Source organism: Rhodanobacter sp. FW106-HT46G03 (assembly GCF_058789895.1).
Genome location: NZ_JBYTCC010000001.1, coordinates 2,422,982 through 2,444,516 on the forward strand (window position 1 = coordinate 2,422,982; position 21,535 = coordinate 2,444,516).

The following is a 21,535-nucleotide window of genomic DNA, read 5'->3' on the forward strand; positions in this document are numbered from 1 at the left end:
CACGACCCGCTGCAGCGACACCGAAGTGAGGAAGAACGCTATGCGCAACCGATTCCCTGTGGCTTGCATGGCCGCGCTGCTCGGCCTGGGCGCCGCCACCGCGGCCGCCGGCGACTCCATGTCGCTCAATGCATTTACTCCGCGCGTCGAGCCGGTGCTGATTCAGGTGGATGCGCACGGCAGGATCACCTCCGCCTCGCCCGCCTACGCGTTGCCGCCGGCACTCGACCGGCTGCTGCGCAAAAACCTCGCCGAAATGATCAGCAAGCCCGCCACCGACAAGCACGGCAAACCGATCGCCAGCCAGTTCGTGATGAACGTGGCACTGCAGGCCATCCGCAACGACGCCGGCGGCTACGACACCTCGTTCCGCTACGTTTCCGCGCAACCGGTGCCGATGGGCTCGTGGTTCTGGTCGCACCAGGACGGCCACCGCCTCGCGCTGGTCAGCCAGGATCACCGCCAGCGCTGGTTGCATCGCGCGCCGCGCGACTTCAATGCCCCCGCCTGGCGGCAAACCAACCACATGCCACAGCCCGCCGCCATGCCGCAACCGGCCAGCACGCCGGCGGCGAACCCGGTCGAACGCAACCGCTGACTCGCCGCACCGCAATCCTGCAGGCCGGGATGGGGGATTCGGGATTCGGAAAAGACCCCTACTCGCTTCCCGGCGGATCGGGGTTTGTCCCGACTTGGTTCAGCGAGATGTCGCCAGGCTGCAGCAACCTGCAACGGAGCCGGGATTCCTGCCGAATCCCGCATCTCCCATCCCCAATCCCGGCTCCTCAGCCACCAAGCAACACGCGGTTCAACCGCTGTACGAACGCGGCTGGATCGGCGAGTTGCGCGCCGGCGGCAATCTCCGCCTGTTCGAGCAGCAGGCTGGCGAGATCCTTGGCTTTTGCCTCGTCGGTTTCGGTTTCGACCCGCTTGAGCAGGGCATGTTGCGGGTTGATCTCCAGCGTGGGCTTGGTCGCCGGCATCTCCTGCCCGGCCTCGCGCAGCAGGCGCGCCAAATGCGGCGCCATCTCGTAATCGGACAGCGCCAGGCAAGACGGTGAATCGGTGAGGCGGGCGGAAACCTTGACCTCGCCAACCTGGTCGCCAAGCAGCTCCTTGAGCTTCTTGAGCAACGGTTCGGCGGCTTTCGCGGCCTCCTCCTGCTGCTTCTTTTCGCCCTCGTCGAGCGGCAGTTCGCCCTTGGCGACGTTGTGCAGTTTCTTGCCCTCGTACTCGCTGAGGTAGCCGACCATCCACTCGTCGATGCGGTCGAACATCAAGAGCACCTCGATGCCCTTGGCCTTGAACGCTTCGAGCTGCGGGCTGCCGACGGCGGCGGCGTAGGTGTCGGCGGTGATGTACCAGATGGTGTCCTGGCCCACTGCCATGCGGCCGATGTAATCGTCGAGCGACACGCTCTGCTTGGCGCCATCGCCCTTGGTCGAGGCGAAGCGCAGCAGCTTGGCAATGCGGTCGCGGTTGGCGGTGTCCTCGCTGATGCCTTCTTTCAGGGTGTTGCCGAAGGCCTTGAGGAAGGTGGCGAATTTTTCCGGCTCATCCTTCGCCAGCTTTTCGATCAGGTCGAGCACGCGCTTCACGCACGCACCCTTGATGCGCTCGAGCTGGCGGTTGTGCTGCAGGATTTCGCGACTGACGTTGAGCGGCAGGTCATCGGCATCCACCACGCCGCTGACAAAGCGCAGGTAGTTCGGCAACAGCTCCTTGGCCGCGTCCATGATGAAAACGCGCTTGATGTAGAGCTTGAGCCCCTTGCGCTCGTCGCGCCCGCCCATCATCCAGTCGAACGGCGGCTGCGCCGGAATGTAGAGCAACGTGGTGAAGCTCTGGCTGCCCTCGACGCGGTTGTGCGTCCACGCCAGCGGGTCGTTGAAATCGTGGCCGAGCGATTTGTAGAACGCCTTGTATTCGTCGTCCTTGATCTCGCTCCGGGGCTTGGCCCACAGCGCCGAGGCGGCGTTGACGGTTTCCCACTGGTCGGTGGGCTTGCCGTCCTTTTCCTCCGGCACGCGGATCGGAAACGCTACGTGGTCCGAATAGGTGCGGATCAGGCTCTTGAGCTTCCAGCCCTTGAGAAACTCGTCCTCGTCCGCGCCCAGGTGCAGCACGATGGTGGTGCCGCGCTCGGCCAGCTCGGCGGTTTCCAGGGTGTACTCACCTTTGCCGTCGCTTTCCCACTTGACGCCATCGGCCGCGGCGCTGCCGGCATGGCGGGTAAGCACCGTCACCTTGTCGGCCACCACGAACGCCGAGTAGAAGCCCACGCCGAACTGGCCGATCAGCCGTGCGTCGGCCTTCTGCTCGCCGCTCATCGCTTCGAGAAAACGCCGGGTGCCGGAGCTGGCGATGGTGCCGATGTTGGCCACCACCTCGTCGCGGTTCATGCCGATGCCGTTGTCGCGCACGGTGATGGTGCGCGCCGCTTCGTCCCAACTGACGTCGATGTGCAGCTCGCTGTCGCCGCCCATGAGCTCGGGCTTGGCGAGCGCCTCGAAGCGCAGTTTGTCGCACGCGTCGGAGGCGTTGGAGACCAGCTCGCGCAGGAAAATCTCCTTGTGCGAGTACAGCGAGTGGGTGACCAGGTGCAGCACCTGGGCAACTTCGGCTTCAAACGAGCGGGTTTCAGTGGCGGTTGCAGTCATCTTCGACGGGTCCATGCAAACGAGGGGAAATCAATGGTGCGGCGAGGCGTTGCGCAACGCGGCAATACGCTCGTCGAGCGGCGGGTGGCTCATGAACAGGCGCCGGAAGCCGTCGGCCAGCGGGCCGGCAATGCCGAACGCCGCCAGCGTCTTCGGCAAGGTGTTCTCGCCGTGGCCGCCGCGCAGGCGATCGAGGGCGGAAATCATCGCACCGCGGCCGGCAAAACGCGCACCGGCCGCATCGGCGCGAAACTCGCGCCAGCGCGAAAACGCCATCACGATCATCGACGCAAACAGGCCGAGCACCAGTTGCAGCACCATCACGGTGACGAAATAACCGATGCCGCTGCCGCTTTCGCGCTCGTCGCGGTTGCCGCTGAGCGCGCTGTCCACCACCCGGCCAATGACGCGCGCGGCAAGAATCACCAGCGTGTTCAGCACACCCTGGATCAGGGTCATGGTCACCATGTCGCCGTTGGCGACGTGGCCGATCTCGTGCCCCAAGACGGCCGTGACCTGCTCGCGATCCATCTGCTGCAGGAGGCCGCTGCTCACGGCCACCAGCGCGTGGTTTTTCGACATGCCGGTGGCAAACGCGTTCATCTCCGGCGCGTCGTAAATGGCCACCTCAGGCATGCCGATGCCGGCGTTCTGTGCATGCCGGCGCACGGTTTCCACCAGCCAGCGCTCGCTTTCATTGGCCGGCTGGGTGATGACGCACGCGCCGGTGGAGTGTTTCGCCATCCACTTCGATATGGCGAGCGAAATGAACGCCCCGCCCATGCCGAACACGGCCGCAAACACGAGCAACCCGGTACTGCCGCCAAAGCCCTGCGCGGCGGCCATCTGATCCACCCCAAGCAAGTGGCAGACGATGCTGAGCAAGAACAGGACGGCGATATTGGTCGCGAGGAAAAGGACGATGCGGCGCATGGCTGTCACTCCGGCAGTCACGTAATGAAGAAACGAGTGCAAGCGGAGTGGGGGTGATGCCTGCCGGTTTCAAGCGCCGGCGGGCGCGTGCAGACTGTACACATGAACTACCGCGGACGCTTCGCCCCCTCGCCCACCGGCGCCCTGCACTTTGGCTCGCTGGTGGCTGCGCTGGCCAGTTGGCTGTGTGCGCGTCAAGCGGGCGGCCGCTGGTTGGTGCGCATGGAAGACCTCGACCCGCTGCGCGCCGTACCCGGCTCCGCCGCGTCCATCCTTGCCACCTTGCCCGCGTTCGGGCTCGTCCCCGATGTCCCGGTGTTGCATCAGGCGCAACGCACGGCCGCCTACGATGCAGCGTTTGAAGCACTGCGCCGAAGCGGCGCGGTCTTTCCATGCTGGTGCAGCCGCAGCGAACTGGCCCTGGTCGGCCTGCACCGCGACGGCCGTTGCAGCGCCCGCAAAAACCCGCACCGCGAGCCTGCGTGGCGGCTGCGCGCACCCGATGTGGATATTGCCTTCGACGACCGGCTGCAAGGCCCGCAAAGCCAAAACCTGCGTACTGCCGTGGGTGATTTCGTCATCCGTCGGGTCGAAGGCATCTATTCCTACCACCTGGCCTGCGTGGTGGACGACGCGTTTCAGAGCGTGACCGAAGTGGTGCGCGGCTGCGATCTGCTCGACTCCACACCGCGGCAAATCTGGCTGCAGCGCCTGCTCGGCCTGCCCACGCCGGCCTACCTGCACCTGCCGTTGGCACTGGATGCGCGCGGCCACAAGCTGTCCAAATCAAGCCAGGCGTGGCCGGTCGATCCCGCCCACCCGCTGTCAACCCTGCAGCGTGCACTCGCCTTCCTCGGCCAGGCTGTGCCGCCCGCCGATGACCTCGCCGAGTGGCTGGCCGTGGCAGCGCGCGAATTCGATTTGCGTCGAATACCGCAACGCAGCGGTTGCTTTGCGCCCTGAGCGGTTATAAATCTCCTGCCGGGCTGGCGCAGCCCCGCAACCGACCCAGGGAGACTGACATGACGCAGCGTACGGTTTTGGTAACGGGTGGCACCGGCGGCATCGGCAGCGCAATCGTCCGCTACCTCGCCCACAAGGGGTACCGCGTGGCCACCAACTACCGCAATGCCGAAAAGGCCGAAGCATGGCGCAAGGCGATGCATGCCGAAGGCATCGACGTGCACATGGCCGCCGGCGACGTTTCCGACCCCAAAGCTTGCGCGGAAATGATCAACGCCATCGAAACCGCATGCGGTCCGATCGACATTCTCGTCAACAACGCCGGCATCACCCGCGATTCCACCTTCCACCGGATGAGCTACGAGCAGTGGACGGACGTGGTCAACACCAACCTCAACGCCTGCTTCAACGTCACCCGCCCGGTAATTGAAGGTATGCGTGCACGCAAGTGGGGCCGCATCGTGCAGATCAGCTCGATCAATGGCCAGAAAGGCCAGTACGGCCAGGCCAACTACGCCGCCGCCAAGGCCGGCATGCACGGCTTCACCATCTCGCTGGCGCAGGAAAACGCCAAGTTCGGCATCACCGTCAACACCGTCTCGCCCGGCTACGTCGGCACCGACATGGTGATGGCCGTGCCCGAAGAGGTACGCGCAAAGATCGTGGCGCAGATCCCGGTGGGCCGCCTCGGCAAGCCAGAGGAGATCGCCTACGCCGTCGCCTTCCTCGTCGGCGAGGAAGCCGCCTGGATCACCGGGGCCAACCTCGCCATCAACGGCGGGCATTACATGGGTTGGTGAGCGTCGACAGCGCGCGCGTTGTCGCCTTGCCCGGCGCGCGCCTGCAGCAGCTTCTCGATCACCTTGCCCACCGCGGCAAACGCGAATGCGCCGGTGACGTGCGTGGCCGCGCCCAGCCCGCCGCCACACGCCAGGTTCATGGATTCCCCCTCTGGCGGACGCGTGCCGCACACGCTGCCATCGGGTTGCGGGTACTGCACGTTTTGCAGCGAGTACACCGCCGATACGCCGAAGTAGCGCTGCGGGTTGCGCGGGAAATTGAAATCCGTACGCAGCTTGCGCCGGATCAGGCTGAACATTGCATCGTGCTCGGTGCGCGACAAGTCGCGCACACGGATCTCGGTGGGGTCGGTGCGCCCGCCCGCCGAGCCCACACTGACGATCGGCAACTTGCGGCGCCGGCACCAGGCGATCATCTCCAGCTTCACCCGGAACGCATCGCACGCATCCAGCACCGCGTCGTAACCGCGGTCAAGCAGTTCGTCCAGCGTGCTGGTGGTAAGGAACCGCTCGATCGTTTCCAGCGCGAGCGCGGGGTTGATCGCACGCAGACGAGCCGCCATCACCGCCACCTTGGGCTTGCCATATTCACCCTCCAGCGCAGGCAATTGCCGGTTGGTGTTGGACACACACACCTCGTCGGCGTCGATCAGGGTCAGGTGCCCGATGCCGCTGCGCGCCAAGGCCTCCGCCGCCCACGAACCGACGCCGCCGATGCCCACCACACACACATGCCGCTGCGCGAGGCGCGCCACGCTGCCCGCGCCATACAGGCGTTCGATACCGGCAAAACGTTCGAAAAGCGGCGTGGGTTCAGTCATGGTCGAGCCGGTGCGCAGCGTGGGCGGAAAGACGCGATTTTATCCCGGCCCCGCAGCGGGACGGATTATGCTCAGCGCCTTGCCTCGATCGGATCGCACCCCATGCGCGTCGCATTGCTCATCCTGCTCGGCCTCGCCATCGGCGTCGTCGGCACCGCCAACGTGATGAGCCTGCTTGCCCAGCGCAACCCGATGCCGACCGCCATCATGCACACCATGGATTACCACATGGCCAGCCTCAAACAGGCGGTGAAAGCGCAGCACTGCGACGCCACCCAAACCGCCCGCCACCTGCTGCGCCTGCAATCCACCGCCACCGACATCCTGCCGGTGTTCGGCATCCACGAGAAAAACTTCGTCGATTTTGCCAACCGCCTGCAGACCCACCTGCAGCAGGCCACGCTCGCCAACCCGGCCAGCTGCGCCGCCCTGGCCACCGCCTTGCGCCCGATCAACCAGACCTGCGACGACTGCCACCGCCAGTACCGCTGAGCGCGCGCCAAAAGCGCAGGGCCCGGAAAACCGGGCCCTGCAGGTTGGTGGGGTGGGGTCTATCAAACAATCGCCGGAAAGCCTTGTGCTGCAAAGGTTCCGCGAATCGGAAAATGGAAGATGCCCCCAAATATGCCCCCAGCGCGTCGAAGTGACTGGCCTATATCGGCCCTGACAGCAGGGTGAAGATCGCGGAACAGCCACGCGCTTCAAGCGGTGGCCGATCTGCTCGAAGTGCCCGCCGTGGCGCGGCTCGCGGATGTTCGATTCGCGGAAGCGGTCAGCCACAACCTCAGTTCATTGCGCGTCGCCCCCCTACCCGCTCGGCCGGTAGCTGCCGCAGGCGTGCCGCTGCATCGGGTAGTGCATGCCGTTGCCGAGTGCGCAGTTCCCCATGCCCGCCGGTGGATTGATCGTGTCGGGCTGCCAGTGCGTGCAGGTCTCGCACGTGACGCGCGGCCGGGGCACATACCCGCCAGCCTTGCGGACGAAACACCACGGGCAGCCCAACGCACGCGGCCAACCGTCCACCACGGGCAGCACGGCGGCAATACTCGGGTGCGCATAGACCGGGCCGCACCGCCCGCAGTAGATCGCCGCCGTGTCGCCCTCGGGCGGTTTGCCCGCCTGTCGCGTGGCGGTGTCGGCAGCCGCCAGCAGGAACGCGCGCAAGCCGGCCTCGGGTAGTTCGGCCAGTGTCCGCAGGTCGGCATCGTGCAGACGATGCACCAGCACGGCGGCCAAGCCCAGCCGGTCGGCCAGCCCCAGCAGCACGGGCCGTATATCCACCCTCACAGCAGGGTCGGCGGCTAGCCTCGATTTTTCAAGAATGGCCACCCGGGGCACTGCCAAAACTGACAAAAGGGGTTTTGTCGGTTTTGTCAGTTCCCCACCCGGCCCTTTCTGGATTTTTTCTGTCCGCTGGGTAGCCAGCCGGTCACGCCAGTTCATGCCGCCACCCATGCGAACGAAACCGATGGACGTCCGCCGCTGGCGTCCGCGTCACGCTCGATCAGGTGGCCGTATTCGATCAGCACGCCCAGCGCCTCGGCTACGGCTTGCGGATCAGTCAGGCCCGACCATCCCTTGCGGTAAACCTCGCGCGCCGTGAATACCTCGCCCAGATCGCCGCGTTTGCGCAGCAGCGCATGGGCAGCCGACAAACCCGAGTCCAGCGCAGGGCCATAGATGCGCCGCGCGTGGCCTTCAAGGTAGTCACACCAGCCCAGCGCACGCGCCAGCACCTCGGCTGGGATCGGGCCGGCGCCACCATCGGCAAGATGCAGCACCAGCGCTAGCCGACCCGCGAGACTGCGGTACTTGGACAAGTGCGACTCCATCCATGCCGGCTCGCTGCCAGACCGTAGCCGCTGCATCAGTTCCGTCTGCCACTCGATCAACATCCCCAGCGCCTCGCCATCAAACCGCATGAAGGACGCGTCGCATCCCTCGCTGCGTTCGGCGCCGATGGCGTCCGGGTCAAGGTTGCGCAGTCGCTGGAACGTCGCCCATGCCGCGCGCTCGGCCTCGGGATTCAGTGGCCGGTCGGTGTAGTGCCACGATGCCGGCAAGTCGGGGTAGACGGCCAACTGAAACCGCTGGATCAGACCATCATCGGAGAATCCGCCACGGATCGCGCCGCGTACGTACTCGCCCAGCTTGCCCGGCTGCATGCCGCCCAAGATGGAAACCGCGCAGGCTTCGATGCGCACCGTACCGCGCCCGATCCGATCCACGGTGAAACTGCCGCTGCCGTTCCAGCATTCCAGCCAGAATGCGCGGTCGCCTTCGCGGCCCTCACGATCCAGGCTCGCCAGCCAGCCGGCCAGTTCATCGCGGAATTGCACCAGGCCACGCGGGTTCGCATTCAATAGCTCGCCCAGCTTTTCCACCGTGGCATCGTTGACCACGATGCGCGGCTCGCACGGTGGCGCATCCTCGCCCGTCACTGCCTCGGCCAGCGCTTCGGCTTGTGTGACGTCGCCTGCCTTCATGGCCTTGCGGATGGCATCCTTCGCATTCGCCCGCTGCGCCTCGGCGACCATGATGCGCGCCTCATAGGCACGCATCGCCGATTCGTGACTCTGGCGTTCATCGTTTGCGAGCCGATCCAGCATGCGCCGCGCGGGCATCAATGCCGGGCTTTTGCCGCTGCTCGGCCGGCCGACCACGCACCCCCACAAGATAGGCCGCTCAAACCATCGGGCGTGTTCCTTCATCGCCACCGCGATGCCGCGCCCGATGGCGCCAGCCAGCGCTACCATCGCCGGTATCGCCGTGAAGTCCAAAGGAACCTGTAGGCCGTCGGCGGCATCCACGCACCACGCGCGCACGGACTGCGGCAGTAGCTCGGCATCAAAGGCAGGAACCGATGGCAACGGGTCGGGCAACGGCTCCGGCACTGCCACTAGCGGCGCCTTCGCACGCTGCACCACGTCGCGCACGGTATCGGCGCCTTGCGTGTTTGCCGAATCGTTGAAGTCAGTCAGTTTTGCCGGTGCGTTCATGCCGCAGCCTCCATGCCGAAGTGGGGCACCGCCAGCAAACCGCCCACGGCCCGCGCGGCAGCCGTCGCCGCCTCCATGCCGGGGTTGCGGCCGATACGCTCGGCAGTCGCGGTGTCGTTGTCAGCGCAGATGACGATGCGGGCCGTGGGGTAGCTGGCGCGCAGATTGATCGCCACGGGTTCAAGGTTGCCGGCGTTGAATGCCACCGCGACCGGGTAGCCAGTGGCCGCGTGGACGCTGGCGCCGGTGGCGTAGCCCTCGGCAATGCACAGCACGTCCGCGACCGGGGTGCCGATCAAATGGAACAGACCGCGAATGCGTGCGCCGCGCTCGAACAGTTTGCAGCCGCCGATGCCGATGCGTTGCACGTTCCACAGCGCGCCGGCCGTGTCGCATATCGGGATCAGCAGCCAGCCACCAACCTCGCGGATGCCGTAGGGTGCGACGCGCTTTGTGCGCAGGTAGGGATGGCTGGCGCTCGCCTCGCTGGCGCCCTCCCAAAGCGCCAGCGCACGCCCTGCCGCCTCGGCGTGGCGTTGCCGTTCCTCGGCCTCGCGGCGTCGCCGCGCGCTGGCGACGATCAGCGCGACGTCTGCCGCGTTCCTCGATCCGGTTCGATGGTCGGCATCACGTCGTGGGCACAAGTCGGCCAGGGTCAAACCGACCGCTTCCGCGATGGCTTGCGCGGTGCATCCGGCGTGGCAGCGCACCAGCACCATGCCGGCGTCGCCCTCCACGATGGACAGCGAAGCGGACTTGCTGCCGTGCGCCGGGCAGCAGGCACGCCAGCCCTTGCCTGCACGGTGGACGCCTTCCAGCCGCGCCAGCAGCAGGCCGGCATCGGCCGGGGTAGAATAGGCGCGCGTGGTGTTGTGTGTGCGATCTCGAAGCCCGGTTGCCGCCGGGCTTCGTCGTGTCTGGTAGGCGGTCACTCGGCCACCTCCGCACGGATACGTGCCGCCGCTTCGCGCAGTGCAGTGCCGACCGCAAACGGTAGGCCGGCCGAGAATCGTTCGGCATCGCTTGCCGGGATCGCTGCGAGAAAGCCGGACTTGCGATTGCGGACGATCAGCACATCCTCAAGCGTTCCGTCCGGCTGGCGGGTCAAGCCAACAAGCCAGCCTTGCCCGGCTTCCAGCGCGCGGCACAGTTCGGCGTCGCCGGTGGCTTCGATGATCTCGACGGCGGCACTCATGCGGCCACCTCCACGCGCGATGCAGCCTCGCGGCTGGCGATCCACGCATCCACTTGTGCCGCATCCCATGCAGACGTGGCCGGCCCGAGTTTGATTGGCGCAGGGAAATCGCCCAACCCGATCAGGCGATAGATCGTGCTGCGGCTCATGCCGGTTTTGAGCCGCACGGAAGGGAGCCGGATCAGGATGCGGCCGGGCAGTTCTTGCATCGTCGTGTTCGTCATTTTCAGACCTTGGAAACGAGAAAGCCCCGCTCGATGGCGGGGCTTGGGGTTGGCCCTTGCGGGCATAAAAAAACCCGCGCTAGGCGGGTCGGTTGGTTTTGCTGGCGCTAGAAACGCGAAAGCCCGCGCGGTGGCGGGCTTTCGGGTGCAGAGCATCAGCATGGACAGTTTGGCGGACTCCCGCGCGATGTCAAGCGGGCCAACGAACGCCCGCCGCGTCTATCCGACCTTGCGCTTGAACGGCAGCACGTCACCACCAGCGCGCAGCGTGTCCAAATAGTCGGCCCACCCCTGCATCATCTTCCGCCGCTCCGGCAGGTGCGCCGTGCGGTTGTAGGCGCGCCCGTTCGGGTCTTTCACGGCATGGGCAAGCTGGTGTTCGATGTAGTCCACGCGGTAGCCCAACACTTCATCCAGCATCGTGCGCGCGGTGGCGCGGAAGCCGTGGGCGGTCATGGTGTCTTTGCCGAAACCCATGCGCCGCAAGGCCGCATTGATCGCGTTGTTGCTCAGTGGGCGACGCGGCGAACGGCCACCCGGAAACACGTACTGCCCGCGCCCGGTCAGCGGGTACAGCTCGCGCAGGATCGCCACCGCCTGCCCGCACAGCGGCACCAGGTGCGGCTGGCGCATCTTCATCTTGCCGGCGGGGATGTTCCACTCGCCCGCGTCCATGTCGATCTCGGCCCACTCTGCATGCCGAAGCTCGCCGGGGCGCACAAACAGCAACGCGGACAGCTTCAAGGCCGCACGCGTCACCACGTCGCCCGAGTAGCCATCGATGGCGCGCAGCAAGCCGCCAAAGGCCACGGGGTCGGTGATGGCCGCATGGTGGCGTTCGGCTGGCGCGGCAATCGCGCCCTTCAGGTCGGCAACGGGGTTGCGGTCGGCTCGCCCGGTGGCGATGGCGTAGCGCATGACCTGCCCGCACGTCTGCAACACGCGGTGCGCGGATTCGATGGCGCCGCGTTCTTCGATGCGTCGCCCCACGCGCAAAAATTCGGGCGCGGCCAGCTCGGCCACGGGGCGGGCGCCGATGTACGGATAGACGTCGTTCACCATCCACGCCTCGACCTTCACGCGGTAATGCTCCACCCACGTTTGTTTTGCCAGCCATTCGCGGGCGATCACCTCGAAGCTGTTGGCCGCGCGTTCCACGCCCGCCGCTTTCTCGGCCTTGCGTTGCTCGCCCGGATCGACGCCAGCCGCCAGCAGCTTGCGCGCCGCGTCGCGCTTGTCGCGGGCATCGGCTAGGCCGGTGTCGGGGTAGATGCCCAACGCCAGCCGTCGTTCCTTCCCGCCGAATCGGTACTTGAGCCGCCACAGCTTGCCGCCGGCTGGCGAGACTTCCAGGTACAGACCGCCGCCATCAAACATCCGCACCGGCTTGTCGGCGGGCTTGGCCTTGCGTATCGCGGTATCGGTGAGCGTGGGGGCATCCTCGCTTGGGGGCATCTCACCCGCAGCGGATGCCCCATGCCCCCAAGGATGCCCCCAACCGGGGCCGGATTGCAACGGATGCCCCCACACGTCGCTGGACAAGGAAAAGGCCGGAACCCTTGATTTGTCGTGGGTTTCCGGCCTCTATTGGACGCCGTTGGACGGCTTATTGGTGGAGGTGGGGGGAGTTGAACCCCCGTCCGAAGATGCTCAATGCCCGGATCTACATGCTTAGCTCACCGTTCGATCTCGTTCCGCGACAAGCACGGCGGGCGAAGCGCACCGCGGAACCAGCCTGATTGATTTGACCTAGAGCCGCCAGGCGGCAGCGTTCGGCGATCTCATGATAATGACCCTACACCGACGAGCATGAGCACAAGTGGGTTCGGGGCTTACGCCTTAAGCGGCGAGAGCGTAGTTGTCGTCGTTGGCAACTATGAGTTTGCTGCTGGATTAACGAGGAAAGCTGCCCCCTCGGCATGCACCAAGTCATCTCGCTACCCCCGTCGAAGCCAGTACACCCCCGGGGAAAACGTCATGGCCAGACAAGTATATGCGGGCACATTGGACGGGTTCAACGCGCAGGGCAGTTTCCTGCCGCTGTCACGCGCTTTGATGACAAGCCCCGAGTCACCCGTGCCCCCTGTTGATGTGCACAGGCATGCCGTCGCCCGGCAACCCGGCTGGTGCCCGGAGTGGGGATCGAACCCACATGGCCTTGCGGCCGAGGGATTTTAAGTCCCTTGCGTCTACCAGTTTCGCCATCCGGGCCGGGTGGCCGAGGATCGTAGCATGGGGTGCCAAGGCGGCTTTGCGCGGTTTCAGCCGGCGTGCGCGATGGCGGCAGTGAAGCGCTCGGCGTAGCCATCGGCAAGGACGCGCAAGGCGGCGGCACCATCGCCGTGGAAGACTGGGCCGTGCATCAAGGCCAGTGCCTTGGGCTGATATTGCGCCAAGGCGCGGATGGTAGGCGCGGTTTGCGGGGTGAGCGCGGTGCTGTGGTGGTGGTCTTCGCTGGCCAGTGCCGCGGCCACGATGTCGCCATCGACCAGCGCCGGGCCGTTGCCCATTTGGGTGAACAAGTCGCCGCACAACAGGGTGCCGGTGGTTTCCTCGTACAGCACGCCGGCATCCCAGCAGTGCGGCACGTGCGGCGTGGCAAGGTAGCGCACGCGCTTGCCGCCGAGGTCGAGCACTTCGTGGTCGGCCAGTGCGCGCGGCGGGCGGATCGCCTGGTCGACGGCGGACAACATACAGCCGATGCGGCCAACCGCCACGGTGGCGCACGGCGCAGCGCACAGCCAGTCGTTCATGGCGCCGCATTCGTCGGCTTCAAAATGGCCATACGAAACCCAACGCAGCTTTGCCGGCGGCAATACCTGCGCCAGCGCGCTGCTGACGCTGGAAAACAGCCGGCGTTGGCCGCAGTGGAACAGCAACGGTTCATCGGCCAGGATCAAGTACTGGTTGAAACGCAGGTCAGCGGCTTCGATGTAGGTGGCAAGCTGGTAAATGCCGTCGGCGACCTCGGTGACGATGGTTTCCATGCTGGGCTCCTCGCTTGCCAGAGAACGAGCCGAGTCTAGCGAGCGGAAAGGACTCAAGCGTCGGTTTTTGCCGCGGTGAAGGCGCGCGGCACGCCGATCACATGCCGCCCAGGTGCGGCGAAGGCTGCCACGCGCTGCCCTCGTTGGCGGCCTGCCTGCCGCTCCGGCAGGCAGGCACACGTGGATTGCCGGCGCTTCCCGATCAGGTGGGTGCGCCGGTCCGGCATGTCGCGCCGGGAGGCCGTGGCGAGCCGGTACTTCGGCCAGCGATGCGGTACTGGAGACGAGGCAAGCGTGGCACCACACACGGGCCTTGCCGGTCGGATCCCAGCCGAAATACGTTGCGCGGTGGCCCGCTGGAGCGAATCCCGACCCGCAACACGCCACGCCCCGTCGGCCTTGACCTCGTCTTCATTGCGAGCCGGCCGCGGGGCGGCCCACAATGCGGGCCCGAGTTTCGCTTGCTGCACGCAGCGGTGTGCGCTGGCGGCGAAACTCCCCGTTGCCAACCCAAGGAATCGCTCGATGGACACCATTCGCCACGCGCTTGACCTGCTCGGCCGCATCCTCATCGCCGTTTTCTTTATCCCGTCTGGCATTGAAAAAATTACTGGCTACGCTGGAACTGCCGCCTATATGACGGCCCACGGCGTGCCCACCTGGTTGATGCCACTGGTGATCCTGACCGAGCTCGGCGGGGGCATTTTGCTATTGATCGGCTGGCACACCCGTATCGTGTCGTTCCTCCTTGGCGGCTTCTGCGTGTTGGCCGTGTTGTTCTTCCATAGCCCGAGTGGCCCGCAACTCGATCAAATCATCTTTTTTGCCGAACTGGCACTCGGCGGCGCGCTGTTTGTCATGGCCAGCCGTGGCGCCGGTGCGTGGAGCCTGGACGCCCGCAAGCACTGACGCCGCACGGGGCAGCGGTGTGGAGCCGCTATCATGGGCGGCTCCATGAACGACCGCGACGCCCCACTGCCCGCGCCTGAAATACCCTCGCTGCACGCGCTCAAGCGCGCGCTGGACGGGGTGTGCAGCCGCGATTTTGGACGTCTGTCCGGACGCTGGCGGCAGCTGTCGAAAACCCCGGATGCGCGCAAGCTGGCGGCGCTTGCCGCCGCCATCGCGGCCTCCGCCGCGAAACGCGCAGCCCGGGTGGCGGCGAAGCCGGCGATCCGCCTGGACGAGACGCTGCCGATCACCGCGCACGCCGACGCCATCGTCGAGCTGATCCGCGAGCACCAGATCGTGGTGATTGCCGGCGAAACCGGCTCGGGGAAAACCACCCAATTGCCCAAGCTGTGCCTGGCCGCCGGACGCGGCGAGGCCGGCATCATCGGCTGCACCCAGCCGCGCCGGCTCGCCGCACGCTCGGTGGCGCGCCGCGTCGCGGAGGAGCTGGGCACGCAAACCGGTGACCTCGTGGGTTTCCAGGTGCGCTTCACCGAGCACGTCTCCGACCGCACGCTGGTCAAGTTCATGACCGACGGCATTTTGCTGGCGGAAACCCAGGGCGATCCGTGGCTCTCCGCGTATGACACGCTGATCATCGACGAGGCGCACGAGCGCAGCCTCAACATCGACTTCCTGCTCGGCTACCTGAAGCGCCTCGCCGAGCGCCGACCGGGCCTGAAGATCATCGTCACCTCGGCCACGATCGACACCGCGCGTTTTGCCGCGCACTTCGGCAACGCGCCGGTGGTGGAAGTGGAAGGCCGCGCGTATCCGGTGGAAGTGCGTTGGCGACCCGCCGATCACGAGCGGGGTTCGGCAAAAAGCGAACCTGACTCCAGACAGGGCAGCACGGAGCACATCGCCGCGGTGGTCGACGAGATCATGGCCGACCACAGCCTCGGAACCGGCCCCGGCGACGTGCTAGTGTTTCTGCCCGGCGAGCGCGAGATCCGCGATGCGCACCAGCTCCTGTCGCGTCGGCAATACCGGGCCACGGAGATCCTGCCGCTGTACGCGCGGCTCTCCGCCGCCGAACAGGATCGCGTGTTCAAGCCCGGCCCGAAGCGGCGTGTGGTGCTGGCGACCAACGTCGCGGAGACCTCGCTCACGGTGCCGCGCATCCGCTACGTGGTCGACACCGGCAACGCGCGGGTCAAGCGCTACAGCCAGCGCAGCCAGGTCGAACGGCTGTACATCGAGCGGGTGTCGCAAGCCGCCGCCGACCAGCGCAAGGGCCGCTGCGGGCGCATCGGCCCCGGCATCTGCTATCGCCTGTACGACGAGGCGGATTTTGCCGCGCGCCCCGCGTTCACCGACCCCGAATTGCTGCGCGCCGCGCTGGCCAACGTGATCCTGCGCATGCTGGCGTTGAAGCTCGGCGAAGTGGAGCAGTTTCCGTTTCTCGATGCACCCGACCCGCGCGTCGTGGCCGACGGCTATCGCCGCCTCGCGGAAATCGGCGCCATCGACAGCGCGCGCCGCCTCACTGCCACCGGCCGCACGCTTGCACGCCTGCCAGTCGACGTGCAGCTCGCACGCATGCTGGTCGAGGGCGAGCGCCGCGGCGCGCTGCGCGAGATGCTGGCGCTGGTCGCCTTCCTCAGCATCCAGGACCCGCGCGAACGTCCAGCCGATGCACGCCAACAGGCGGACGCTGCGCATGCGACCTTCAGCGATCCGAAATCCGATTTCATCGGCGTGCTCAACCTGTGGCGCGAGTACGGCGCCGCCCACCGCGACCTCACGCAATCAAAGCTGCGCGACTGGTGCACGCGGCATTTCCTGAGCTTTCTGCGCATGCGCGAATGGCGCGAGCTGCACCGGCAATTGCTGCTGGTGGTGCAGGAGCTCGGCTGGAAGCTCGACGCCCAGATCTCTTCACCCCAACCGGAAGGCCACAGCGCCTCCCCCGCTCCCTCGCGCAAAGGCCGCGGCCCGTCCCCCGCTCCGCCACGGGAAGAGCGACGGGGTGAGGGGCCAGGCTTGCGGGACGGCGGGCAGAACCCACGTGCTTCACACGAACGCTCTCGCCAGTCCGCCCCCCTCGCCTCAATCCTTTCCCCGGAGGGGAGAGGAGGCAAAAGCAAGGAGCGGGATGAAGACGCAGCATCGCTTGCCTACGAGGCCATCCACCGCTCGCTGCTGGCCGGGTTGCCCACACAGGTGGGGCGCAAGGACGAGCGCGGCATCTACCTCGGGCCACGCGAGCGGAAATTCCAGGTGTTTCCCGGCTCCGCCCTCGCCAAAGTGCCGCCAAACTGGCTGTTTGCCGCGCAGATCCTCGACATCAGCGGCAAGGTGTGGGCGATGGCATGCGGGCGGATCGAACCGGCGTGGGTCGAGCAGCAAGCCGCGCACCTGGTAAAAACCGCGTGCCGCGATCCGCACTGGTCGAAAAAGCGCGGCTGCGTGGTGGCCTACGAGCAAGTGAGCCTGTTCGGGTTGACGCTGGTCGAACGCCGACCGATCACGTTTGACCGGCAGGACCCGCCGCTCGCGCACGAAATCTTCCTGCGCGAAGCGCTGGTGCGCGGCGACCTCGATGCCCGCGCGGATTTCGTGCGCGCCAACCAGCGCGTGCTGGAAGACGCGCACGGCATCGAGGCGCGCCAACGCCGCGAGGGTTTGATCCGCGACGAGGACGCGCTGGTGGATTTTTTTCGCGGCAAGTTGCCGGAGGAGATCTCCAGCAGCCGCGCGCTGGACGCCTGGTATCGCCGCGCGCGGCCGGCGGAACAGGCGGCGCTGCGCTGGTCGCTGGACGACGTGATGGTCGGCGGCGCCGGACTCGATCCCAAGGCATTTCCCGCGGCTTTGGACGTCCAGGCACCTGGCGCCGCGCAGCGCTATCGCCTCGAATACCGCTTCGTGCCCGGCGACGAGGCCGACGGCGTCACCCTGCACCTGCCGCTGGCGATGCTCAATGCGCTGCCCGCCGCCCGCTGCGAATGGCTGGTGCCGGGCCTCTTGGCGGAGAAGGCGGCCGAGCTGATCCGCGGCTTGCCCAAGGCGTTGCGCCGCAACTTTGTGCCCGCGCCGGATTTCGCGCGCGCGTTCGCCGAGGCCGAAGCGCCGCGCGACACGCCGCTTGCGCAGGCGCTGGCCACTTTCCTGTCGCGTACCACCGGTGTGCCGCTTGCCGCCGCGGAGTTCGCCGGCATCGAGCTCGCGCCGCACTACCTCATGCGCTACCGCGTGCACGACGAGCACGGGCACACGCTGGCCACCGGGCGCGACCTCGCCGCGCTGCGGGCCACGTGGGAGGCCCGCGCACGCGAAGCGTTCTCGCGCAAGACCGACATTGAGCTGACACGCGAAGATGTTACGCACTGGGATTTCGAGGAGATCCCGCACGAGGTGAGCTCCGCCGGCAACCTTGTCGCCTACCCGGCGCTGGTCGATCTCGGCGACGGTGTGGCGCTGCGCGTGTTCGAGCGCCGCGACGAGGCGATGCAGCAACATGCGCAAGGCGTGCTGCGCCTGTTGCGCCACGCGCTCGCCACCGATCTGAAGCAGGCGCGGCGACGGTTGCCGATCGGCAACCCGCTGGCGCTGAAATTCGCGCCGCTCGGCAGCGCCGAAAGCCTGCGTGAAGACCTGGTCGAAGGCGCGCTGGCCGACCTGATCGGCACGCTCGATCTCGACGTGCGCAGCGCCGGCGCCTTCACCACGCTGCACCTGCATGCCGCACGCGACCTCTTTGCCGCGGCGATCGAACGGCTGAAACTCGCCGAACCGATCATTGAAACCCAGGCCGAGCTGCGCCACTGGCTCACGCCGCCGCTGCTTGGCTTTGCGCGCGCCAGTTACGACGATCTGCACGAACAGGCCGATGCGCTGCTCACGCCCGGCTTTCTGCGCGAGTTGCCCTGCACGCGGCTGGTACACCTGCCACGCTACCTCAAGGCGATGCGCCTGCGCGCCGAACGCCTGCAACAGGATCCGGCCAAGGATCAGCAGCGCATGCTGCAGGTGCTGCCCTATTGGCGCGAATACCTGAAACGTCGCGCCGAGGGCGCCGAAGGGCTCGACGAGCTGCGCTGGCTGATCGAGGAATGGCGGGTATCGCTGTTTGCGCAAGAGCTCAAGACCGCCGAGCCGGTGTCGGCCAAGCGCCTGGCACGCGCCGCCGGCATCGAAAGGGGGGCATCTCGCCCGTAGCGAAATGGGGTCGCCATTTCGCCGGCAGGGAGTGGCGGACTCAATTCCTCCGGGGCGAAATGGTGACCCCGTTTCAGTTGGCCGGCTGCACCCGCGCCGCAGTGTTGTAGCCGTCGACCTTGAGCAGCCAACCGCCGACCAGGCCCGGCTGGATGGTCACCGCGGGCGAATCGAGCGCCTTGCCGGTATCCAGCATGCTGTCGTCGGCCACGCGCCACCGCTGACCGTTGGCCAGCACCAGCACGGCGCCCGGTTGCCAGCCGCGGAACGCGCCGGCCACGGTACTGCGGATGGCCACCCGCCCCAGCTTCGGTTTGCTGGCTGTTGCCGGTGCGGCGCGCCGGGACGCGCGCTCAGCAGCCACGGTGGCCGAGCCTTCGGCCGCCAGCGGGCGCTGACGCGCCAGCTCGCCATCGTGGGCCGCCAGCCAGCCTTCCAGCACCTTGAGCTGTTGCGGGCTCAACTGATCGAGGCCGGCGCGGTGAAACGCGGCCGCGCCCATGCGCGCGGCCAGCGACGGAGCCTCCTGGGCGTGGCCAGCCGCCAGTGCCGAAACGACAAGCAGCGCGGTCAGCGCAAGCGGGCGCAACCAGCAGGAAACGGACATGGCGGGCTCCGTGGAAAGTGGGTCGCAGCGGGCATTGTGCCTGTGCACAAGGCATTCCAACCAGTCGCCCTACAATGCGCGCATGGTTCAGCGCACGTCCCCCATTGCCGACCCGCAAACCGATTGGCACCAGCGCGCGCATGCCTCACCGATGCTGGCGACCGCGCTCGATGCGCTGAAGGTGCGCGACGGCAGCGATCGCGTCTGCCGCGACGTGCTCGACCTGCTTACCGCGCTGGGCTGCGACGCGCCGACGATGGCCTCGGCGGTGTGGTTCGAGCTGGCGGTGCACGACAACGCCGCCTGGAAGGCGCACGCCGCCGGGCTGCCGGAAGAGCTGCGCCGCCTCGTCGACGGCCAGCTGGCGGCGGAAAAGGTCTGGGCATTGCATGCGCAGCGGTCAGCGGACAGCGGTTCCGAAGGCTTGCGCAGGCTGCTGCTGGCGATCATCCGCGACCTGCGCGTGGTGTTCGTGCTGCTGGCACGCCAGCTCGTGCGCCTGCGTGCCACGGCCACGGCCTCCGAGGCCGAACGCCTCGCGCTGGCGCGGCTCACGCGTGACATCCACGCGCCACTCGCCAACCGGCTGGGCATCTGGCAGCTCAAGTGGGAGTTGGAAGACCTCGCGTTCCGCTATCTGCAGCCGGACATCTACAAGCGCATCGCCAAGCTGCTCGACGAACGGCGCACCGATCGCGAGGCGTTCATTGCCGAATCGCTCGCCGAACTGCGTCGCGCGCTGGAAGCCGCCGGCATCCATGCCGACCTTGCCGGCCGCCCCAAGCACATCTATTCCATCTGGAAAAAGATGCAGAAAAAGGGGCTGGCGTTTTCCGAGCTGTACGACATCCGCGCGGTGCGCATCCTGGTCGACACCGTGGCCGACTGCTACGCCGCCCTCGGCGTGGTGCACACCCTGTGGCCGCACCTGCCGCGCGAGTTCGACGATTACCTCGCGCGTCCCAAGGGCAACGGCTATCGCTCGCTGCACACCGCGGTGATCGGCCCGCACCGCAAGACGCTGGAGGTGCAGATCCGCACCCACGCCATGCACCGCGCCAACGAGCTCGGCGTCGCCGCGCACTGGCGTTACAAGGAAGGCGGCGCCGCCGATGCCGAGTTCGAGGCCAAGATCGCCTGGATGCGCAAACTGCTCGATGCGCGCGGCGAAGACGACGGCGCGCTGGCCGCCGACCTCAAGACCGAGCTGATCGAGGACCGCGTCTACCTGCTCACCCCCAAGGGCGAGGTGGTCGACCTGCCGCACGGTTCCACCGTGCTTGATTTCGCCTACCACGTGCATACCGAAGTCGGCCACCGCTGCCGCGGCGCCAAGGTCAACGGCCGCATCGTGCCGCTCACGTTCCAGCCGCAAAGCGGCGACCGGGTGGAGATCCTTACTGCGAAAGTCGCCGAGCCCAGCCGCGACTGGCTTTCGCCGCACCACGGTTTCCTGAACAGTGCGCGTGCCCGCGAAAAAGTGCGCACGTGGTTCCGCAAGCAGGCGCACGACGCCAACCTCGGCGTTGGCCGCGCCCTGTTCGAGCGCGAACTGAAGCGTCTTGGCTTGCCGGAAACCGATCTTGCCGAGCTGCCCAGGCATTTCCGCCTGCAGACCCAGGAAGAGCTGCTGATCGCGCTGGCACTGGGCGAAATCAGCGGCGGTCAGATTGCCCGCGTGCTGCAGGAACTCTCCCAACCCGCCGCAGTTGAATTGCCTGCCGCCCCTGCCGCGCCGCGCACCGCCGCCCCCGACCCCGGCGCGCTCACGATCGAAGGCATCGGCAACCTGCTCACCACGCTCGCCCACTGCTGCCAGCCGCTGCCGGGCGATCCGGTACGCGGCTACATCACCCGCGGGCGCGGCGTGTCGGTGCATCGCACCGATTGCGCAAGCCTTGCCCGACTCGCGCGGCGCGAGCCCGACCGCGTGATCGACGTCGCCTGGGGCCGGCCCAGCGCACAGGCCTACGAGGTGGCGATCGAACTGCGCGGCTACGACCGCAAGGGCCTGCAAAAAGATGTGGCCGGCGTCATCAGCAACGCGGCCACGCCCATCATCGCCTCCGCCAGCCGCGCCATCGCTGCCAGCGGCGAAGTGGAAATGCGCTTCACCCTGCGCGTACGCGACTTCGAGCAGCTTTCCACCCTGCTCGACCGCCTGCTGGCGTTGCCCAATGTGGTGGACGCACACCGCGTCGGCAACAGTGCACGCCCGTAGCACTACAGCG

Annotated in this window: 18 protein-coding genes, 1 tRNA gene and 1 other RNA gene; 7 read left to right on the plus strand and 13 right to left on the minus strand. The window is 67.0% G+C overall.

The window, feature by feature from the left end:
* Positions 1–40 precede the first annotated feature (40 nt).
* Positions 41–598 (plus strand): hypothetical protein, encoded by a 558-nt coding sequence (locus AC3WP6_RS10680; protein WP_492627689.1) that lies wholly within the window; start codon positions 41–43, stop codon positions 596–598.
* Between the two features lie 187 nt (positions 599–785).
* On the opposite strand, the gene htpG is transcribed toward AC3WP6_RS10680, so the two are convergent.
* Positions 786–2,660, minus strand: coding sequence for a molecular chaperone HtpG (gene htpG, locus AC3WP6_RS10685; RefSeq protein ID WP_492627690.1), 1,875 nt, complete (start codon positions 2,658–2,660; stop codon positions 786–788).
* A 30-nt stretch (positions 2,661–2,690) separates the two neighbouring features.
* Positions 2,691–3,593: a protease HtpX gene (gene htpX / locus AC3WP6_RS10690; RefSeq protein WP_492627691.1), complete on the minus strand. Its 903-nt coding sequence runs from the start codon at positions 3,591–3,593 to the stop codon at positions 2,691–2,693.
* Positions 3,594–3,695: 102 nt separating this feature from the next.
* On the opposite strand from htpX, the gene gluQRS reads away from it, so the two are divergent.
* The gene (gene gluQRS, locus AC3WP6_RS10695) at positions 3,696–4,556 is read left to right on the plus strand and encodes a tRNA glutamyl-Q(34) synthetase GluQRS (RefSeq protein WP_492628685.1); all 861 of its coding nucleotides are present in this window, start codon (positions 3,696–3,698) and stop codon (positions 4,554–4,556) included.
* A gap of 59 nt (positions 4,557–4,615) precedes the next feature.
* Positions 4,616–5,356 carry a beta-ketoacyl-ACP reductase gene (locus AC3WP6_RS10700; protein WP_492627692.1) on the plus strand — a complete coding sequence of 247 codons (741 nt, stop codon included), beginning with the start codon at positions 4,616–4,618 and terminating at the stop codon, positions 5,354–5,356.
* On the opposite strand, the gene AC3WP6_RS10705 is transcribed toward AC3WP6_RS10700, so the two are convergent.
* A complete protein-coding gene (locus tag AC3WP6_RS10705; RefSeq protein ID WP_492627693.1) occupies positions 5,341–6,177 on the minus strand; it encodes a tRNA threonylcarbamoyladenosine dehydratase in 837 nt (278 codons plus the stop codon). The genes AC3WP6_RS10700 and AC3WP6_RS10705 overlap by 16 nt on opposite strands.
* A 102-nt stretch (positions 6,178–6,279) precedes the next feature.
* Here AC3WP6_RS10705 and AC3WP6_RS10710 point away from each other — a divergent pair, with 102 nt between their 5' ends.
* On the plus strand, positions 6,280–6,669 hold the full coding sequence (locus tag AC3WP6_RS10710; protein WP_492627694.1) for a cytochrome c: 390 nt from the start codon (positions 6,280–6,282) through the stop codon (positions 6,667–6,669).
* Between the two features lie 315 nt (positions 6,670–6,984).
* Here AC3WP6_RS10710 and AC3WP6_RS10715 read toward each other — a convergent pair whose 3' ends face one another.
* From AC3WP6_RS10715 to AC3WP6_RS10755, 9 genes are all read right to left on the minus strand, one after another.
* Positions 6,985–7,443, minus strand: coding sequence for a hypothetical protein (locus tag AC3WP6_RS10715; RefSeq protein WP_492627695.1), 459 nt, complete (start codon positions 7,441–7,443; stop codon positions 6,985–6,987).
* A 173-nt stretch (positions 7,444–7,616) separates the two neighbouring features.
* Positions 7,617–9,176 carry a YfjI family protein gene (locus tag AC3WP6_RS10720; protein WP_492627696.1) on the minus strand — a complete coding sequence of 520 codons (1,560 nt, stop codon included), beginning with the start codon at positions 9,174–9,176 and terminating at the stop codon, positions 7,617–7,619.
* Complete coding sequence (locus AC3WP6_RS10725) at positions 9,173–10,108, minus strand: toprim domain-containing protein (RefSeq protein ID WP_492627697.1); 936 nt, start codon at positions 10,106–10,108, stop codon at positions 9,173–9,175. Before AC3WP6_RS10725 ends, AC3WP6_RS10720 begins: the two co-directional genes overlap by 4 nt.
* A complete protein-coding gene (locus tag AC3WP6_RS10730; protein ID WP_492627698.1) occupies positions 10,105–10,371 on the minus strand; it encodes a hypothetical protein in 267 nt (88 codons plus the stop codon). The genes AC3WP6_RS10725 and AC3WP6_RS10730 overlap by 4 nt, the downstream gene beginning before the upstream one ends.
* A complete protein-coding gene (locus AC3WP6_RS10735; protein ID WP_492627699.1) occupies positions 10,368–10,757 on the minus strand; it encodes a helix-turn-helix transcriptional regulator in 390 nt (129 codons plus the stop codon). Before AC3WP6_RS10735 ends, AC3WP6_RS10730 begins: the two co-directional genes overlap by 4 nt.
* Before the next feature lie 57 nt (positions 10,758–10,814).
* Complete coding sequence (locus tag AC3WP6_RS10740; protein WP_492627700.1) at positions 10,815–12,050, minus strand: tyrosine-type recombinase/integrase; 1,236 nt, start codon at positions 12,048–12,050, stop codon at positions 10,815–10,817.
* A gap of 155 nt (positions 12,051–12,205) precedes the next feature.
* Positions 12,206–12,560: a transfer-messenger RNA gene (ssrA, locus tag AC3WP6_RS10745) on the minus strand.
* Between the two features lie 159 nt (positions 12,561–12,719).
* Positions 12,720–12,806: transfer RNA gene (locus tag AC3WP6_RS10750), tRNA-Leu, on the minus strand.
* A gap of 50 nt (positions 12,807–12,856) precedes the next feature.
* A complete protein-coding gene (locus tag AC3WP6_RS10755) occupies positions 12,857–13,582 on the minus strand; it encodes an oxygen-binding di-iron domain-containing protein (RefSeq protein ID WP_492627701.1) in 726 nt (241 codons plus the stop codon).
* 525 nt (positions 13,583–14,107) lie between these two features.
* Here AC3WP6_RS10755 and AC3WP6_RS10760 point away from each other — a divergent pair.
* The gene (locus AC3WP6_RS10760; protein WP_492627702.1) at positions 14,108–14,491 is read left to right on the plus strand and encodes a DoxX family protein; all 384 of its coding nucleotides are present in this window, start codon (positions 14,108–14,110) and stop codon (positions 14,489–14,491) included.
* A 45-nt stretch (positions 14,492–14,536) separates the two neighbouring features.
* Positions 14,537–18,697, plus strand: a complete 4,161-nt coding sequence (hrpA, locus tag AC3WP6_RS10765) for an ATP-dependent RNA helicase HrpA (RefSeq protein WP_492628686.1) — start codon at positions 14,537–14,539, stop codon at positions 18,695–18,697.
* 73 nt (positions 18,698–18,770) lie between these two features.
* On the opposite strand, the gene AC3WP6_RS10770 is transcribed toward hrpA, so the two are convergent.
* Positions 18,771–19,304 (minus strand): hypothetical protein, encoded by a 534-nt coding sequence (locus tag AC3WP6_RS10770; protein ID WP_492627703.1) that lies wholly within the window; start codon positions 19,302–19,304, stop codon positions 18,771–18,773.
* A gap of 82 nt (positions 19,305–19,386) precedes the next feature.
* On the opposite strand from AC3WP6_RS10770, the gene AC3WP6_RS10775 reads away from it, so the two are divergent.
* Entirely contained in the window at positions 19,387–21,525 is a 2,139-nt protein-coding gene (locus tag AC3WP6_RS10775; protein WP_492627704.1) for a RelA/SpoT family protein, read from the plus strand.
* Positions 21,526–21,535: the final 10 nt, after the last annotated feature.

Coding starts and splice junctions, on each gene's coding strand:
- AC3WP6_RS10680 (WP_492627689.1), top strand. CDS start 41: ATGCGCAACCGATTCCCTGTGGCTTGCATGGCCGCGCTGCTCGGCCTG.
- htpG (WP_492627690.1), bottom strand. CDS start 2,660: ATGACTGCAACCGCCACTGAAACCCGCTCGTTTGAAGCCGAAGTTGCC.
- htpX (WP_492627691.1), bottom strand. CDS start 3,593: ATGCGCCGCATCGTCCTTTTCCTCGCGACCAATATCGCCGTCCTGTTC.
- gluQRS (WP_492628685.1), top strand. CDS start 3,696: ATGAACTACCGCGGACGCTTCGCCCCCTCGCCCACCGGCGCCCTGCAC.
- AC3WP6_RS10700 (WP_492627692.1), top strand. CDS start 4,616: ATGACGCAGCGTACGGTTTTGGTAACGGGTGGCACCGGCGGCATCGGC.
- AC3WP6_RS10705 (WP_492627693.1), bottom strand. CDS start 6,177: ATGACTGAACCCACGCCGCTTTTCGAACGTTTTGCCGGTATCGAACGC.
- AC3WP6_RS10710 (WP_492627694.1), top strand. CDS start 6,280: ATGCGCGTCGCATTGCTCATCCTGCTCGGCCTCGCCATCGGCGTCGTC.
- AC3WP6_RS10720 (WP_492627696.1), bottom strand. CDS start 9,176: ATGAACGCACCGGCAAAACTGACTGACTTCAACGATTCGGCAAACACG.
- AC3WP6_RS10730 (WP_492627698.1), bottom strand. CDS start 10,371: ATGAGTGCCGCCGTCGAGATCATCGAAGCCACCGGCGACGCCGAACTG.
- AC3WP6_RS10735 (WP_492627699.1), bottom strand. CDS start 10,757: ATGCTGATGCTCTGCACCCGAAAGCCCGCCACCGCGCGGGCTTTCGCG.
- AC3WP6_RS10740 (WP_492627700.1), bottom strand. CDS start 12,050: ATGCCCCCAAGCGAGGATGCCCCCACGCTCACCGATACCGCGATACGC.
- AC3WP6_RS10755 (WP_492627701.1), bottom strand. CDS start 13,582: ATGGAAACCATCGTCACCGAGGTCGCCGACGGCATTTACCAGCTTGCC.
- AC3WP6_RS10760 (WP_492627702.1), top strand. CDS start 14,108: ATGGACACCATTCGCCACGCGCTTGACCTGCTCGGCCGCATCCTCATC.
- hrpA (WP_492628686.1), top strand. CDS start 14,537: ATGAACGACCGCGACGCCCCACTGCCCGCGCCTGAAATACCCTCGCTG.
- AC3WP6_RS10770 (WP_492627703.1), bottom strand. CDS start 19,304: ATGTCCGTTTCCTGCTGGTTGCGCCCGCTTGCGCTGACCGCGCTGCTT.
- AC3WP6_RS10775 (WP_492627704.1), top strand. CDS start 19,387: ATGGTTCAGCGCACGTCCCCCATTGCCGACCCGCAAACCGATTGGCAC.